At 72.4% G+C, this 15,734-nt stretch carries 14 protein-coding genes; 10 read left to right on the top strand and 4 right to left on the bottom strand.

The features are described from left to right. Positions 1-53: 53 nt before the first annotated feature. Positions 54-749 carry a LuxR C-terminal-related transcriptional regulator gene (locus MKK64_RS05810; protein ID WP_243932602.1) on the top strand — a complete coding sequence of 232 codons (696 nt, stop codon included), beginning with the start codon at positions 54-56 and terminating at the stop codon, positions 747-749. Positions 750-777: 28 nt separating this feature from the next. On the opposite strand, the gene MKK64_RS05805 is transcribed toward MKK64_RS05810, so the two are convergent. Then, on the bottom strand, positions 778-1,992 hold the full coding sequence (locus MKK64_RS05805; RefSeq protein WP_243932601.1) for a DNA topoisomerase IB: 1,215 nt from the start codon (positions 1,990-1,992) through the stop codon (positions 778-780). A gap of 114 nt (positions 1,993-2,106) precedes the next feature. On the opposite strand from MKK64_RS05805, the gene MKK64_RS05800 reads away from it, so the two are divergent. The 8 genes from MKK64_RS05800 to addB all read left to right on the top strand — a co-directional run bounded on the left by MKK64_RS05800 (position 2,107) and on the right by addB (position 12,072). Further along, complete coding sequence (locus MKK64_RS05800; protein WP_243932600.1) at positions 2,107-3,264, top strand: glycosyltransferase; 1,158 nt, start codon at positions 2,107-2,109, stop codon at positions 3,262-3,264. Continuing rightward, the gene (locus MKK64_RS05795; protein WP_147858855.1) at positions 3,261-3,920 is read left to right on the top strand and encodes a class I SAM-dependent methyltransferase; all 660 of its coding nucleotides are present in this window, start codon (positions 3,261-3,263) and stop codon (positions 3,918-3,920) included. Before MKK64_RS05800 ends, MKK64_RS05795 begins: the two co-directional genes overlap by 4 nt. Positions 3,921-4,164: 244 nt before the next feature. Continuing rightward, complete coding sequence (locus MKK64_RS05790) at positions 4,165-5,424, top strand: EAL domain-containing protein (protein WP_243932599.1); 1,260 nt, start codon at positions 4,165-4,167, stop codon at positions 5,422-5,424. A 200-nt stretch (positions 5,425-5,624) separates the two neighbouring features. Then, the gene (gene tsaE, locus MKK64_RS05785) at positions 5,625-7,250 is read left to right on the top strand and encodes a tRNA (adenosine(37)-N6)-threonylcarbamoyltransferase complex ATPase subunit type 1 TsaE (RefSeq protein WP_409567900.1); all 1,626 of its coding nucleotides are present in this window, start codon (positions 5,625-5,627) and stop codon (positions 7,248-7,250) included. Between the two features lie 35 nt (positions 7,251-7,285). Beyond that, positions 7,286-8,047, top strand: coding sequence for a nucleotidyltransferase family protein (locus MKK64_RS05780; protein WP_147729627.1), 762 nt, complete (start codon positions 7,286-7,288; stop codon positions 8,045-8,047). A gap of 40 nt (positions 8,048-8,087) precedes the next feature. Next, entirely contained in the window at positions 8,088-8,408 is a 321-nt protein-coding gene (locus MKK64_RS05775; RefSeq protein ID WP_243932598.1) for a hypothetical protein, read from the top strand. Further along, positions 8,405-8,872 (top strand): hypothetical protein, encoded by a 468-nt coding sequence (locus tag MKK64_RS05770; protein ID WP_243932597.1) that lies wholly within the window; start codon positions 8,405-8,407, stop codon positions 8,870-8,872. The genes MKK64_RS05775 and MKK64_RS05770 overlap by 4 nt, the downstream gene beginning before the upstream one ends. Then, positions 8,869-12,072, top strand: a complete 3,204-nt coding sequence (addB, locus tag MKK64_RS05765; protein ID WP_243932596.1) for a double-strand break repair protein AddB — start codon at positions 8,869-8,871, stop codon at positions 12,070-12,072. The genes MKK64_RS05770 and addB overlap by 4 nt, the downstream gene beginning before the upstream one ends. Positions 12,073-12,184: 112 nt before the next feature. Here the strand turns inward: addB and MKK64_RS05760 are convergent, their stop codons facing one another. Both MKK64_RS05760 and MKK64_RS05755 read right to left on the bottom strand, forming a co-directional pair. Next, positions 12,185-13,123, bottom strand: a complete 939-nt coding sequence (locus MKK64_RS05760; protein WP_243932595.1) for a dihydrodipicolinate synthase family protein — start codon at positions 13,121-13,123, stop codon at positions 12,185-12,187. Positions 13,124-13,200: 77 nt separating this feature from the next. After that, a complete protein-coding gene (locus MKK64_RS05755) occupies positions 13,201-14,259 on the bottom strand; it encodes a YeiH family protein (protein ID WP_243932820.1) in 1,059 nt (352 codons plus the stop codon). Between the two features lie 176 nt (positions 14,260-14,435). Between MKK64_RS05755 and MKK64_RS05750 the strand changes: the two genes are divergently transcribed. After that, the gene (locus MKK64_RS05750) at positions 14,436-14,681 is read left to right on the top strand and encodes a hypothetical protein (RefSeq protein ID WP_243932594.1); all 246 of its coding nucleotides are present in this window, start codon (positions 14,436-14,438) and stop codon (positions 14,679-14,681) included. Positions 14,682-14,883: 202 nt separating this feature from the next. On the opposite strand, the gene fghA is transcribed toward MKK64_RS05750, so the two are convergent. Continuing rightward, positions 14,884-15,717, bottom strand: a complete 834-nt coding sequence (gene fghA / locus MKK64_RS05745; protein WP_243932593.1) for an S-formylglutathione hydrolase — start codon at positions 15,715-15,717, stop codon at positions 14,884-14,886. Positions 15,718-15,734 lie beyond the last annotated feature (17 nt).

Raw genomic sequence — 15,734 nt, 5'->3', positions numbered from 1 at the left:
CTTCTTCCGACCCCGGCCGAATTGTGCCATGCCGGGAAAGAAGGGTGCGCGGTATGAGTACGGCCGTAGACGTCCTGGTGTTCGACGAGCCCCAGGAGCTGAATCCCGCCTTCCGCGCGACGCTGGAGCACATGCCGGCGCTCCATACGATCGGCGAGGCCGACCTCGACCAGGTCGACCCGGCCAACACCGTCGCGCTGATCTTCCTAGACGAGACCCGGCTGCAGGTCGGGCTCAGCCACCTCGTGGACCTCAAGGCGCGCCTGCCGGCGCTGCGGACGCTGGTGGCGTTCCAGGCGCTGAACGCGGCCGACGTCGACGCGCTGCGGGAGGCCGGGGCGGACGCCTTCGTGGCCCGCTCCGCCACGCCGCGGGACCTCTGCAACGCCGTGCTAACCCTGGCCGAGGGCGCCCCGCGGCTGATCGCCCGGAGCGAGGTCGAGGCGGGCACGGCCCCGTCCGCGGAGCCGGCCGACAGCCTCGGGCTGACGCCGCGCGAGGCCGAGGTCCTGCGCTTCCTCAGCGCCGGCTTCAGCAACAAGGAGGTCGCGCGCCGCCTGATGCTGTCGGTCCGCACGGTGGAGACCCACCGCCTGAACCTGCGCCGCAAGACCCAGACCGGACGGTTGAAGGATCTGGTCTCGCTCGCCCGTCAGCTCGGCCTCGCGCCGGTGCTCGACACCGAGCAGGGCCGTCGCGGGGCCGAATCGGCGCGGGCCAGCACGGGCGAGGGTCCGGCGCGCCATTGAGCGCGCCGCGACCCGGCCGGGCGGGCGTTCAGGCGCGCGCGGCCTCCGCGCCCTTGGCGGCCTTCGCCGCGGGCTTGCGCGGCGTGTTCGTCTTCGCCGCCTTGCCGGCCCGAGCCGTCCGGCGCGCGGCCTTCGCCGTGCCGGTCGAGGGCGCGTCTCCGGCGAGCCGGGTCTGCAGCAGGCTCAGCACCGCCGCCTCCTCCGGGCGCAGGCGGCCGAGATCCTCGACCAGCTCGCTCTCGACCGCGTCCTTCACCTGGAGCAGCAGGGCGCCTTCGAGGTAGCAGTCGATGATCTGCGGGTGGATGTAGCACTTGCGGCAGATGGTCGGCGTGTTGCCGAGCCGGGCCGACACGTTCTCGATCGCCGCGCGGACGTTCTTCTTGGCGCCGGCCTCGCCGTCGAAGGTCTCGAACTCGCGAAGCGCCAGCGCCGCCAGCACCGTGCCGGCCCAGGTGCGGAAGTCCTTCGCCGTGATGTCCTGCCCCGAGATCTCGCGCAGGTACGCGTTGACGTCCGACGAGGTCACGTCGCGCTGCTCGCCGGCCTCGTCGATGTACTGGAACAGCTCCTGGCCCGGCAGGTCCTGGCAGGCCTTGACGATCCTGGCCACGCGCCGGTCCTTCACCGACAGGTTCCAGATCTTGCCGCTCTTGCCCTTGAAGCGGAAGGTCATCGCCGCGCCCTCGACCGTCACGTGCGGGTCGCGCAGCGTCGTCAGGCCGTAGCTCTTATTGGCCTTGGCGTAGTCGTCGTTGCCGACGCGGATCAGCGTCGTCTCGAGGAGATGCACCACGGTGGCGAGCACCTTCTCGCGCGACAGGCCCCTGCGCCGCATGTCCGCGTCGATCCGCGTGCGGATGCCCGGCAGCGCGTCGGCGAAGGCCATGATGTGGCTGAACTTCGTCGAGTCCCGCGCCGCGCGGAAATCGGGATGGTAGCGGTACTGCTTGCGCCCCTTGGCATCGCGCCCGGTGGCCTGGATGTGGCCGTTCTTGCGCGGGCAGATCCACACGTCGGTGTAGGCCGGCGGGATCGCCAGGGACTTGATCCGCTGGACCTGCGCCTTGTCGCGGACGGGCGCGCCCTTGGCGTCGACGAAGCGGAAGCCCTTGGCGGTCTTCTTCCGGGTCAGGCCCGGCATCGTGTCGTCGACGTAGGCGAGCCCGGCCTCGGCGGCCGCGTCGCGCGGGTCGACGACGGTGCCGGCGGTCTCGTCCGAGGACACGAGATCCGATGCCATGAGCGCTGCTCCTCGCTTGCGAAAGCCTGCCCTCAACCGGTCGCCGCGCGGCCGTGTTCCGGCGCCTGCGTATCCGCCGTACATGGATGCGCGCCCGTGTTAGAGGCTCGTGCGATGGACGCCGCCCCTTCCGCCCCCGCCGCGCCGATGCGGCGCCTCGCCTTCGTCGTCACCGAGGACTGGTTCTTCGCCTCGCATTTCCTGCCGATGGCGCGGGCGGCGGTGGCGATGGGCCTGTCGGTCGCCGTGGTGACGCGGGTGCGCGACCACCGCGCGGTGGTCGAGGCGACGGGCGCCCGGGTGATCGCTTTGGAGGCGGAGCGCTCCAGCCTCAACCCGATGGCCGCCGGCTACGCCGCGGGGCAGCTCGCCGCGATCCTGAAGGCCTGGAAGCCCGATATCGTCCACTGCATCGCGCTGCGCGGGATCCTGGTCGGCGGCACGGCGGCGGCGATGGCCGGCATCCCGGCGCGCGTCTACGCGCTCACCGGCCTCGGGCTGATCGGCGCGCGCGCCGACGCGGCCGGACGCCTCTCGCGGACCGCCCTGCGCCACCTGATCCGCGGGCCGCTGGCCTCGAAGCGCACCCGCTTCCTGTTCGAGAACCCGGACGACGCCGCCGCCCTCGGCCTCGACCCGGCCGACACCGCGGTGACGATCGTCGGCGGTGCCGGCGTCGACCCGGACGCGTTCGTGCCGCGGCCGCTGCCGCCGCATCCGCCGCTCCGGGTCGCGATCGTGGCGCGGATGCTGTGGTCGAAGGGGATCGACGTCGCCGTCGAGGCGGTGCGGCTCGCCCGCGCGCAGGGCGTTGCGGTCGAGCTTGCGCTGCACGGCGCGCCCGATCCCTCGAACCGCCGGGCGATCCCCGAGGCGACGCTGCGCGACTGGTCCCGCGACGGGGTCGCCTGGCTCGGGCCGACGCGGGACGCGGCCGCGGCCTTCGCCGGCGCCCATGTCGGCTGCCTGCCCTCCCGCGGCGGCGAGGGCCTGCCGCGCACCCTGCTGGAGGCCGCCGCCTGCGGCCGGGCGCTGCTCACCACCGACGTGCCGGGCTGCCGCGCCCTGGTGCGCGACGGCATCGAGGGCCTCGTCGTCCCCCCCGGCGACGCGCCGGCTCTGGCCGCCGCCCTGGTCCGGCTCGCGGGCGATCCCGATCGCGTGGCCGCCCTCGGCGCGGCGGCCCGCAGGCGCATCGTCGAGGACGGGTTCTCGGAGCACGCGGTGGCGCAGGCCGTGTGCGGCCTCTATCGCGAGCTGCTCGGGCCATGATCACGCCGGAGAACGCCGCCGCCTTCATCCGCGCGAACACCCGCCTGCTGCCGGTGGCGCATGCGCCGGAGATCGTGCTCCACGTCGCCGACGAGGCGACGGAGCTGTGGCAGAAGACCGAGGACGAGCTCGCCGAGATCGGCCTGCCGCCGCCGTTCTGGGCCTTCGCCTGGGCCGGCGGGCAAGCCCTCGCCCGCTACCTCCTCGACAACCCGGAAATCGCCGCTGGCCGGCGCGTGCTCGACTTCGCCTCCGGCTCCGGCCTCGTGGCGATCGCGGCGGCGCGGTCCGGCGCCGCCTCGGTGCTCGCCAGCGACCTCGATGCCTTCGCGATCGCGGCGATCCCGCTGAACGCCGCCGCCAACGGCGTCTCCGGGCGCATCGCCACCTCCTCCGCCGACCTGATCGGCACGGTGCCCGACGTCGATCTCGTGCTCGCCGCCGACATCTTCTACGAGCGCGACCTCGCCGGCGCGGTCGGCGACTGGCTCGGCCGCCTGCACGCGGCCGGCACCACGGTGCTCATCGGCGATCCCGGCCGCAGCTACCTGCCGCGCGCCCGCCTCGAGGCGATCGCCAGCTACGCCGTGCCGGTGACGCGGGCGCTGGAGGATGCCGAGATCAAGCAGAGCCACGTCTGGCGCTTTGTCGCGTGATCGCGCCGCCGAAGGCCGCCGGTGATGGCCGGCGATGCGGATTTCTATCGAAGATAGTATTCGCCTGACCATCCAGTGGTTGTATGCGCCGCAACGTCATCGATCATTTTTCGCTGCCGCAGCATTCGTTCTCGGCGGTATGTATTGCGCGGCTTGGGATCGAACGAATTGTAGGTTGATTAATGTCCGTCGGGCAAAGTTCGCTCCAGGCCACCTGAAGTTTCGGTGGGACATGGACCGGACGATGAACGATCCCAACGCTACGATCACGCTGCCCGCCGGCAGCGCGATCTTCGAGGAAGGCGAGCCCGGAACCGTGGCCTACCTGATCGTCGCCGGACGGGCCGCGATCTTCCTGCGCCGCGACGGCATCGAGCAACCGCTCGCCGAGCGCGGCCCCGGCGAGATCTTCGGCGAGATGGCGATCCTCGATTCGGGCCCGCGCCCCACCTCGGCGCGGGCGATCGAGGACTGCGTCCTCGTCCCGATCTCCGAGGCGCAGATCGAGAATCGCCTCCTGCAGGCGGACCCGATCCTGCGCCTGTGCCTCGGCGTGGTCATGGCCCGCTATCGCGACGCGATCGCGCTGCTGAAACCGCATGCCCCGGCCGTGACGGCGCGCCCCGTCGCCGTCGAGCCCTCGCCGGCGCTCAAGGCGGATTTCCAGGCCGCGATCTCCGTGGTGATGATGGAGCGCGCCCTGCGCCGGGCGCTCGACCGCAACGAGTTCGAGCTGTTCCTCCAGCCGATCGTGCGACTCGGCACCGAAACGCTGGCCGGCTTCGAGGCGCTGATCCGCTGGCGCCACCCCGAGCAGGGCCTGGTGCCGCCGATGACGTTCATCCCCGTGGCCGAATCGAGCGGGCTGATCGTCGAGATCACCGAATGGGTCGTCTCCGAGGTCGGCCGGATCATGCCGGAGATCATGATGGCGGCCCTGCAGAACCCGGGCGCCGCCGACGGGCCGCTGTTCCTCTCGATCAACGTCACCGGTTACGACCTCGCCCGCGCGAGCTTCCCGGCGATGGTCGGCGATATGCTGCGCTCCACCGGCATCGCCCCCGCGACGCTGAAGCTGGAGATCACCGAGAGCACGGTGATGCGCGATCCCGCGGGCGCCACGGAGGCCCTCAGCGTGTGCCGCGAGGCGGGCATGGGCATCGCCATCGACGATTTCGGCACCGGCTACTCGTCGCTGAGCTACCTGTCGAAGCTGCCGATCACGACCCTGAAGGTGGACCGCGCCTTCGTCCGGGCGATGCTGACCACCCCGTGCAACCGCAAGATCATCCAGACGATCCTCGTGCTCGCCGACGAGCTCGGCATCCCCGTGGTGGCCGAGGGCATCGAGGCGCCGGCCGAGGCGGCCGCGCTCGCCGAGATGGGCTGCGCCTACGGCCAGGGGTACCTTTATGGCTGCCCGGTGCCGCTGGCCGACACCCTCGCCCTGATCCGGAGCTGGAAGGCCGCCGGCGGCGACGCGCCGCAGATCGCCGCGGCGTGACCGGCCGCGGATGGGCCGAGCTGTCCTGCACGCCCGGCCGATCTCATCGCGACGACCGGCTTCGACCGCGCCGCGCCGGTCGCGACCGGTGCCGCCCCGTGCGGGGATGCGCGTTTTCGCGAAGTTCGGTTAAGGATCCTCCGATAGACCGGTGCGGTTGCAAGGCCGCGCCGCGCATCGGCGCTCGGAGGTTGACGGTTTTGGGCGAGGACGATCCCGATCACGACCGGCAGGGTGCCGTCTCGGGCGCAGCCCCCTCGCCGGGCACGCCCCCCGCGGACGCGCAGCCGCCGGCCTGGGAGATCGTCCTGCCGGAGGAGGGCGCGACCGAGGATCTCGGGTTGTTCCTGGCCGAGTTCCTGATGCCGGGCGATCTCGTCGCGCTCTCGGGCGGCCTCGGCGGCGGCAAGACCACGCTGGCGCGCGCGCTGATCCGCGAGCTTGCCGGCGATCCGAGCCTCGAGGTCCCGAGCCCGACCTTCACGCTGATCCAGCCCTACGAGGGTCGCCTCGGCGCGATCGTCCATGCCGACCTCTACCGGCTGCGCAGCGCCGACGAGCTGGTCGAGCTCGGCTTCGACGAGATGACCGAGGCCGCGATCACCCTGGTCGAGTGGCCCGAGCGGCTTCCGCCCCGCGAGGGGCCGGTCCTGTCGATCGACCTGTCGCTGCGGCCCGAGTTCGGCGAGGGCTCGCGCTTCGCCCGCATCTCCGGCACCGAGGGCATGCGCGCCCGCCTCGACCGGGCGCGCGCGGTCCGCGCCCTTCTCGCCCGCAGCGGCTGGGACGAGGCGACCCGCACCCTGATGCAGGGCGACGCGTCGTCGCGCGCCTACGAGCGCCTGACGCATCCCGACGGCCGCTCGGCGGTGCTGATGATCTCGCCGCCGCGCGCCGACGGGCCGCCGGTGCGCGACGGAAAGCCCTACAGCGCCATCGTCAAGCTCGCCGAGAGCGTCCACGCCTTCGTCGCGATCGACCGGGGCCTGCGGGCGCTCGGCTTCTCGGCGCCGCGCATCTACGGCGAGGACCTCGACACCGGGCTGCTGATCCTCGAGGACCTCGGCACCGAGCCGGTGGTCGACGCCGCCGGCCCGCGGCCCGAGCGCTACGCCGAGGCGACGCGCCTGCTCGCCAAGCTCCACGCGGTCGAGCTGCCGGGCGTGCTGCCGGTGGCGGACGGCATCGACCACGTGATCCCGGCCTACGATGCCGAGGCGCTGTTGTTCGAGACCGAGCTGCTGCCGGACTGGTATGCCCCGGCGATGCGCGGCGTCACGCTCCCGCCCGAGGCGCGGGACGCGTTCGGCGCGCTCTGGGCCGAGGTGCTGGAGGGCGCCGTGCCCGCCCGCCCGACCTGGACGCTGCGCGACTACCATTCCCCCAACCTGATCTGGCTCCCCGAGCGCGACGGGCTGGAGCGCATCGGCGTGATCGACTTCCAGGACGCGGTGCTCGGCCACCCGGCCTACGACGTCGCCTCGCTGCTGCAGGACGCCCGGGTCGACGCCAACGCCGAGTTCGAGCTCAGATTGCTCGGCCTCTACGCCCGCGAGCGCCGTACCCGCGATCCGGCCTTCGACGTGCAGGGCTTCGCCACCGCCTACGCCATCCTGGCGGCGCAGCGCGCCACCAAGATCCTCGGCATCTTCGCCCGGCTGAACCTGCGCGACGGAAAGCCGGCCTACCTCGCCCACATCCCGCGGATCGAGGGCTACCTCGCCCGCAACCTCGCCCACCCGGCGCTGGCGTCCCTGCGGGACTGGCACCTGCAGCACCTTCCGGGGTTGCTCGGACGCGCCGAGCCGCCGGCCGAGCCCGCCTGAACCGCCGTCCGACCTCTCCTTCGCGAGCCCCGCGCATGAGCGACACCCCCGCCTCGCCGCCGACCGCGCAAGCCGCGATCACCCGCGCCTTCGTCCTCGCCGCGGGCCTGGGCAAGCGCATGCGCCCGGTCACCGCCACGGTGCCGAAGCCCCTGGTGGAGGTCGCGGGCAAGGCGCTGATCGACCACGCCCTCGACCGGGCGGCGGAGGGCGGGATCGAGACCGCGGTGGTCAACGTCCACTACCTGCCGGACCTGATCGAGGGGCACCTGGCCAAGCGCGTCGGCCTTCCGAAGATCGTCGTGTCCGACGAGCGCGAGACCCTGCTCGAGACCGGCGGCGGCGTGAAGAAGGCGCTCGCCCTGGTCGGCGCGGACCCCTTCGTGGTGTTCAACTCGGATTCGTTCTGGCTGGAGGGCCCGACCCCGAACCTCGCCCGGCTCATCGAGGCCTGGGACGCGGCGCGGATGGACATCCTGCTCCTGGTGGCGCCGACCACCACGAGCCTCGGCTACGAGGGCTCGGGCGACTTCGTCATGGACGCCGACGGCCGGCTGGAGCGGCGCGGCGAGCGCCGGGTGGCCCCCTTCATCTACGCGGGCGTCGCCATCGTGAAGCCGGAGCTGTTCGCCGACACGCCGGACGGCGCGTTCTCGCTCAACCTGCTGTTCGACCGGGCGATCGCGGCGGGCCGCCTGTCCGGGCTGCGGCTCGACGGGCAATGGCTCCACGTCGGCACGCCCGACGCGATCCGCGCCGCCGAGGAGCGCGTGCGGGTGAGCGCGCAGGAGGGGTGAGCCGCGATTCCGTTTGAGGAACGGATGCGGAACCTCTAGATTGCTCGCATCGAGGATGGCCCTGGTCGCTGCGGAGGTCTCGGTGGACGTGAAGGAAGCGGTTTCCAAGGCGAAAGACTACGTCGCCGCGGTCTTCGATGCCGAGCAGCCGACGAATATCGGTCTCGAGGAGATCCGGTTCGACGACGCGCTGAACCAGCGGCTCATCACCGTCAGGTTTTCGCGGCCCTGGGACGCGTCCGAGCCGCTCGTGACCGCTCTCGGGCGCGATCTCGATCCGAAACGATCCTACCAGGTGGTGCACCTCAAGGACGATGACGGCCGCGTCGTCTCCGTCACCAACCGCCGGGTCGAACCTTGAGTGCCGGACGCCTGCTCGTCGACACGAACCTGCTTCTGCTGCTCTTCGTCGGGACCGTCTCCCGATCATACATCGCCGCGCATCGGCGCGCGCGCGTCCACACGATCGACGACTTCGTGCTGCTGAAGCTCCGGATCGGGGATGCGGCGATCTTCGTCGCCACGCCGAACGTCCTTGTCGAGACCGCGTACCTGATCCGACAATTCGACCAGGCCCGCCTGGCTCCGGTTCTCGAGGCGTTCCGTTCCTACGCGGAGGCGGCGACGGAGACGTATGCGCCGAGCGCGGATGCCGTCGGTTCCGTCGACTTCGACAGGCTGCCCCTCAACGACGTCTCGATCCCGAACGTGCGGGAGCCGGACGTCACCCTGATCACCGACGACCTCCACCTCTACCGCACCAGCGCGATGTCGGGCAGGAAGGTGCTCAACTTCTCGCACGAGCGCGAACGGATCCTCGGTTGACCCAGATCGACCCGACCGACCCACACGCCCACGTCTTCACCATCACCCGCGGCGCGCCGTTCCTGCCGACGCTGGTCGATGCGCTGCTCGACGGGCGCCTCGTCGGCGATCTCGGGCGCGACCCGCTCGCGCTCGCCGCCGTCACGATCTACCTGCCGACGCCGGGCGTGGCGAAGGAGCTGGCCAAGCGCCTGGCGGCGCGGCTGGGCGAGGCGGCCTTGCTGCCGCGGATGATCCCGCTCGGCGAGGCGGACGAGGCCGAGCTGGATCTCGCCGCGATGCCGCTGGTCGCGAACGCCGCCGTCGGCCTCGACCCGGAGATGCAGAAGCTCGAGCGCCGGCTGATCCTCGCCCGGCTGGTGCAGTCCTGGGCGCAGGCGGTCGACCGCTCGCTGCTGCCGATCGACGAGGAGGTGCCGTTCCTGGTGCCGGCCTCGCCCGCCGACGCGGTGGCGCTCGCCGCCGACCTCGAAGGGCTGATGGACGCGCTGACCGTCGAGGGCCTGCCCTGGTCCGAGATCGCGGGTGCCGTCGAGGCCGAGTACTCGCGCTATTTCGGCCTGACCCTCGATTTCGTCCGGATCGCCGCGGAGAACTGGCCGCGGATCCTGGCCGAGCGCGGCCTCACCGATCCGGTATCGCGGGCGCGCGACCTCGTGCTGGCGGAGGCCGCCCGCCTCACCCGCGAGCGTCCGCGCGACCCGGTGGTGATCGCCGGCTCGACCGGCTCGGTGCCGGCCACCGCCAAGCTCATCGCCGCGGTGGCGGGCCTGCCGCACGGCGCGGTGGTGCTCCCCGGCCTCGACCTGGATCTCGACGCGGCCGGCTGGGACGCGATCGAGACCGGCGCAGGCTTCGAGCGCGAGATCGCCCACGGCCACCCGCAGGCCGTGCTGCATCGGCTGCTCGGCCCCGGCTGCCTCGGCGTCGCGCGGGACGCGGTCGTCGACCTCGGCGGCCACGATCCCGAGGTGACCGCCCGCGCCGCGCTGCTGTCGCAGGCCCTGCGCCCGGCCGAGACCACGGATGCCTGGGCGCGCCTCGACGGAACGGCGCGCGAGACCCTCGGCCGGCAGGGTCTGGCGGGGCTCGCCGTCGCCGAGGCGGCCGACGAGCGCGACGAGGCGCTGATGGCCGCCGTCGCCCTGCGCGAGGCGCTCGCCGCGCCGGGCCGGACCGCCGCGCTGATCACGCCCGACCGGGCGCTCGCCATGCGGGTCGCCGCCGAGCTCGCCCGCTGGGACATCGTCGCCGAGGACGGCGCCGGTCTCGCGCTCAGCCGCAGCGCGGCGGGCCGGATGGCGCGCCTCTCGGCGGAACTCGCCGTCGACCTCCACCGAGAGCAGGGCGACGCGATCCCGGCGCGGATCATCGCGCTCCTGGCCCATCCGCTGGTCGGCCTCGGCCTCCCGCGCGGCGACGTCGTGCGCGGCGCGGCGGCCCTGGAGATCGGCGTGCTGCGCGGCCCGGCGCCGGCCGGCAGCTTCCAGGGGCTCAAGGATGCGCTCGCCGTCCAGCGCGCCGCCCCGCACAGGCACCAGCCCCGGGCCAAGCAGCGCCTCGGCGACCGCGATTGGGACCTGGCGGCGACGATCCTCGATCAGCTCGAGGCCGCGTTCGCACCGCTCGCCGCGTTCGCCGGCCCCTGCGGCGCCGAGGCGGCCGCCTGCGATCTCGTCGAGGCGGCGCGCCTCCATGCCGAGGTGTGCGAGGCGCTGCTGGCGCGGCCGGCGGAGGTGGCCGAGCCGATCGCCGATGCCTCGCTGAACTGCCTCGACACGCTGTTCGACGACGTGCGGAACCTCGTCGGCCACCGCGCCGAGGCCGACGCGGCGCTGCTGCCGGGGAGCTTCGACGACTACCCCGCCTTTCTCACCACGCTCGCCGCCGACCGCACCGTGCCCTGCGCCGGGCCGGCGCCGCATCCGCGCCTGAGCATCCTCGATCCGCTCGGATCGCGCCTGATGCACTACGACCGCGTCGTGCTCGCCGGGCTCGACGAGGGCGTCTGGCCCGGCAAGACCACCACGGATTCCTTCCTCAACCGGCCGATGCGCGAACGCATCGGCCTCAACCCGCCCGAGCGCCAGCTCGGCCAGGCGGCGCACGACTTCGTCCAGGCCCTCGGCTGCCGCGACGCGGTGATCACCCGCGCGGCCAAGCGCGAGGGCTCGCCGACCGTGCCGTCGCGCTTCCTCCAGCGCATCCGCGCCTTCGCCGGTGAGGCGGCCTGGGCGGCCACCCTCGACGCCGGCCGGCGCTTTGCCGGCTATGCGCGCGTGCTCGACACGGCGCCCGCGCAGCCGCGCCTGACCCAGCCGAAGCCCAAGCCCGACCCGGCCCTGTTCCCGCGCAGCCTCAGCGTCACCGAGATCGAGACGCTGGTGCGCGACCCCTACGCCGTCTTCGCCCGCCACGTGCTCGGGCTCGATCCGCTCGAGGCGGTGGCCGAGCGGCCCGGCGCGGGGGACCGCGGCACCATGATCCACGCGATCTTCGGCCGATTCGCCGAGCGCTATCCCAATGCGCTGCCCGATCCCGCAATCGCCTGGGAACGGCTCAACCAGATCGCGGTCGAGGCCTTCGCCGGCACCGCCGACACCTACCCCGAGCTCTACGCCGAGTGGTGGCCGCGCTACGAGCGCATGGCCGCCGTCTACCTTCCCTGGGAGATCGCGCGGCGGGCGACCCTCGCGCGGGTCGAGCCCGAGATCTTCGGACGGTGGGCGATCCCGCTCGGGCCTGAGACCTTCACGCTCCGGGCGCGCGCCGACCGGATCGAGCGCGGGGCGGACGGCGCCTGCATCGTCGACTTCAAGACCGGCGCGCCGCCCTCGGCCCGCGAGATCTTTGCCGGCTTCTCACCGCAGCTCACCCTGGAGGCGGCGATGCTGATGCACGGCGCGTTCGACGGGTTCCCGGCGACGAACGCGACGCCGGACCTGCTCTACGTCCACGCCTCGGGCGGGCGGAAGCCGTTCGTGCCACTAGCCGTCAAGCCCCCCAAGGGCGATCCGCGCACCGTGGCGGAGATCGTCGAGGAGCACGCCACCCGCCTGAGGGGGCTCGTCGCCCGCTTCATGACCGGGCAGGCCGCCTACACCTCGCGGCCCTACGCGAAGTACGCCAAGTCCTACGGCGACTACGACCACCTCGCCCGCGTCGGCGAATGGTCGCTCGGGGGAGATGGCGAGGGCTGATCCGGTCGCCTCCGGTCGATCGGAGCGGATGCACGCGTCTCCCTCCCTCGCAGTGGGGGGAGGGAAAGGCGCGAGAGCAGCCTCCGAATCGATCCGGAGGCGAGCCGCAGCCTCAGACCGGCGCCAGCGCCGCGCGGGGATCGTGGCGGGCGAGCCGGCCGAGCAGGTACTCGACCTCGGCGACCGCCTTCGGGGCCAGCGTGCCGCCGGGCTTGCGCTGGGCGGCGGAGGCGATCAGCCCACGGCGCGCGATGACGTACTTGCGCACCGCCAGCCCGATGCCGGGCTGCTGCTCGTAGCGCAGCAGCGGCAGATGGGCGTCGAACAGGTCGTGCGCGGCGTCGCGCTCGCCCGCGGCCGAGAGGCGGACCACGTCGGCGAGCATGTCGGGGAAGGCGTAGCCGGTCATCGCCCCGTCGGCGCCGCGCTCGGTCTCGAAATCGAGGAACAGGCCGCCGTTGCCGCACAGGATCGAAATGTGCCGCATCGAGCCCTCCGCCTCGAAGCCGCGTAAAGCCGAGATCTTCTCGAGCCCCGGCCAGTCCTCGTGCTTGAGCATCCGGCAGGCCGGGTTGTCGTTGACGATCCGGCGGATCACGCCCGGCGTCATCATCACGGTGAAGGTGAGGGGATAGTCCTGGATCACGAACGGCACGTCGGCGCCGATCGCCTCGGCGGCCTGCGCGTAGTAGGCGGCGATCTGGTCGTCCGTGCGCAGGGAACTGGGCGGCGCGATCATCACCCCGGCCGCGCCCGCATCCATCGCGCTGCGGGCCAGCGACGCCATCGCGGCGAAGCCCGGCGCCGAGACGCCGACGATCACCGGCAGGCCCTTCGCCCGCACGATGAAGCGTCGGGCGACGTCGAGCGCCTCGCCCTGGTCGAGCTTGGGCGCCTCGCCCATCACCCCGAGCACGGTGAGGCCGGTGGCGCCGTTCGCGGCGTAGAAGTCGGTCAGCCGGTCGATCGAGTCGTGGTCGATGCGGCCGTCCGGGTGGAACGGCGTCGGGGCGATCGGGAAGACGCCGCGTTCGGAGGCATCGAGGCGCATGGGGTTTGATCCTTCGTGACGGCGTCGGGCCGAGGAACGCGGACGATAGACCGACTCGGCGGTGGCGTCGCAGCCGCTCAGGCGATGCCGAGGGCCCGGATCAGCACGAGGCTGATGCCGATGAGCACGAGGAGCGAGCCGGTGACGGCGGCGGTGACGCGTCCGCCGACGCGCGCGAGGATGCGCACGTCGACGCCCAGGCCGAGCGCGGCCATCGAGACGATGGTAAGGATGCCGGCGAGCCTCGTCAGCGGAAGCGCGGCCGCGTCGGGGATCAGGCCGAGGGAGCGCAGGCTCGCCAGCACCAGGAAGCCGACGATGAACCACGGTACGAGCTTGGTCAGGCTCAGGCGCCCGGGCCGGGCCGCCGCGCCGCCCTCGGCCGGCAGCCGGCGGGCGATCAGCGAGAAGGCGAGTACCACCGGGCCGAGCATCAGCACGCGCACCAGCTTGACCAGGGTGCCGACCTGGGTGCTGACGAGGCTCACCGGCACGGTGGCGGCCAGCACCTGCGGCACCGCGTAGACGGTGAGCCCGGCGAGCACGCCGTACTGGTTGTCGGACAGGTGGGCCAACGGCACGAACAGCGGCAGGCCGAGCACCATCAGCACGCCGAGCACGGCGGTGAAGGCGATCGCGGCGGCGATGTCCTTATTGTCGGCCCCGATCACCGGGGCGACGGCGGCGATCGCCGAGTTGCCGCAGATCGCGTTGCCGCAGGCGACGAGGATCGCCATCCGCGCCGGAAGCGCCAGCAGGCGGCAGATGCCGTAGCTCGCCGCGATCGTCAGGATCACCGTGCCGACGATGCCGGTGAGCAGCGCCGGGCCGGAGGCGACGATCGCCCCGAGGCTGAGGGAGGCGCCGAGCAGCGTCACGGCGAGCTCGAGCAGCTGCTTGGCGCTGAAGGCGATGCCGCTGCGGAAGCGCGCCCCCGGCACCCACGCGCTGCGGAGCGCGATGCCGAGCAGGATCGCGATCACCAGCGCCTCGATATACGGATGGTCGAGCGCGCGCTCCTCGACCGCCTGCACGCCCATCGCGATCCCGGTGATCGCGACGCAGACAAGGATGCCCGGCAGCAGCGCGAACGGGCCGGCGGCGACCGTGGGCGCGGCGTGCGCGGGCGGGGTCATCGGCTTCGAGTCTGCGGTCACGCGGCCTCTCGCTCGGCGGATTCCGCATCCGGGGATGCGTCGAGGAACGAACTTCCACGCCGACGATCCGGCGGAGAAGAAGCCTCTCTTTGTCAAGGAATCTTCGGAAGACGCAACCATTGATCCGGCGACGGCCAAGCGCGACATCTCCCATCATGACCGCCCAGCTCGACCAGCGCACGACCGCCTACGATCCCTTCGGCGAGCCGATGGAGATGCCGCGCGCCTGCGTCGATGCGAAGGCCGTGGGCGCAGCCGGCAGCTACCGCGAGACGCGCCGTGCGGCCCTGGTGTTCTGGGCTCTGGCGCTTCTGTTCGTCGGCGGCCGGATCTACTTGGCGGATCAGGCCCCGTCGCAGGTCGCGGACGCGGCGCCCGTGCAGGTCACGGCCCTGCGCTGATTTCAGGCCGGCCGCCGGCGGGGACACCGCGACGCGGTCCATCCCTCTCGTCCTGCACGTCGAGGCCCGACGTCCGCCGAAGGCTTCATGGATGGGACGACCGCGATCATCGTTCGACGCGTGCCGTCGCGGCGTGAGCCGTCGTGACGACGCCGAAAGCAAAAACCCTCCCGCGATCGCCCGATCGCGGGAGGGTTTTTTGTCACTTCAGCCGGGCGGCGGCCCAGGCGATGTGGTCGTCCATGAAGCTGGAGATGAAGAAGTAGGAGTGGTCGTAGCCCTCGCGCATGTTGAGGGTCAGCGCGATGCCGGCCTTCTTGCAGGCCTCTTCCAGCAGCCACGGCCGCAGTCCGTCCTGAAGGAAGCTGTCGGCGGTGCCCTGGTCGACGAGGAACTCGGGGAAGCGGTGCCCGTCCTCGATCAGCGCGGTGGCGTCGTGGGCGCGCCAGGCCGCCGCGTCCGTGCCGAGATACTTCTCGAAGGCCGGCTTCGACCAGCCCGCCGTGGAGGGCTGGGCGATCGGCGCGAAGGCCGAGCAGGACTTGAAGCGGTCGGGATAGGTCAGCGCGATGGTGAGCGCGCCGTGCCCGCCCATCGAGTGGCCGAAGATGCCCTGGCGGCTCATGTCGGCGGGGAAGTTCTTCGCGACCAGCGCCGGAAGCTCCTCGGTGACGTAGCTCCACATCCGGTAGTTCGCGGAATAGGGTGCCTGCGTCGCGTCGAGGTAGAAGCCCGCGCCGGAGCCGAACTGCCAGTTGCCGGCCTCGTCGGGGATGCCCTCGCCGCGGGGCGAGGTGTCGGGCGCGACGACGATCACGCCGTGGCGGGCGGCGGCCTGCCGGTACTCGCCCTTGTCCATGACGTTGGCGTGGGTGCAGGTCAGCCCCGAGAGGTACCACAGCACCGGCACCGGGCCGTCCTTGGCCTGGGGCGGCACGAAGACCGCGAAGGTCATCGGGCAGCCGGTGGTCGTCGCGTCATGCTTGTACACGCCCTGGACGCCACCGTGCGAGAGGGCCTTCGAGACGGTTTCCATGGGGTGATCTCCTGGGG

Origin of the sequence: Methylobacterium sp. E-025, assembly GCF_022829705.1 — a bacterium.
In the GTDB taxonomy this organism is placed as follows: Bacteria; Pseudomonadota; Alphaproteobacteria; order Rhizobiales; family Beijerinckiaceae; genus Methylobacterium.
This window is presented reverse-complemented; position numbering and strand designations above follow the sequence as displayed.

Coding starts and splice junctions, on each gene's coding strand:
- fghA (WP_243932593.1), bottom strand. CDS start 15,717: ATGGAAACCGTCTCGAAGGCCCTCTCGCACGGTGGCGTCCAGGGCGTG.
- MKK64_RS05800 (WP_243932600.1), top strand. CDS start 2,107: ATGGACGCCGCCCCTTCCGCCCCCGCCGCGCCGATGCGGCGCCTCGCC.
- MKK64_RS05805 (WP_243932601.1), bottom strand. CDS start 1,992: ATGGCATCGGATCTCGTGTCCTCGGACGAGACCGCCGGCACCGTCGTC.
- MKK64_RS05760 (WP_243932595.1), bottom strand. CDS start 13,123: ATGCGCCTCGATGCCTCCGAACGCGGCGTCTTCCCGATCGCCCCGACG.
- MKK64_RS05755 (WP_243932820.1), bottom strand. CDS start 14,259: ATGACCCCGCCCGCGCACGCCGCGCCCACGGTCGCCGCCGGCCCGTTC.
- MKK64_RS05795 (WP_147858855.1), top strand. CDS start 3,261: ATGATCACGCCGGAGAACGCCGCCGCCTTCATCCGCGCGAACACCCGC.
- MKK64_RS05810 (WP_243932602.1), top strand. CDS start 54: ATGAGTACGGCCGTAGACGTCCTGGTGTTCGACGAGCCCCAGGAGCTG.
- MKK64_RS05790 (WP_243932599.1), top strand. CDS start 4,165: ATGAACGATCCCAACGCTACGATCACGCTGCCCGCCGGCAGCGCGATC.
- MKK64_RS05780 (WP_147729627.1), top strand. CDS start 7,286: ATGAGCGACACCCCCGCCTCGCCGCCGACCGCGCAAGCCGCGATCACC.
- MKK64_RS05750 (WP_243932594.1), top strand. CDS start 14,436: ATGACCGCCCAGCTCGACCAGCGCACGACCGCCTACGATCCCTTCGGC.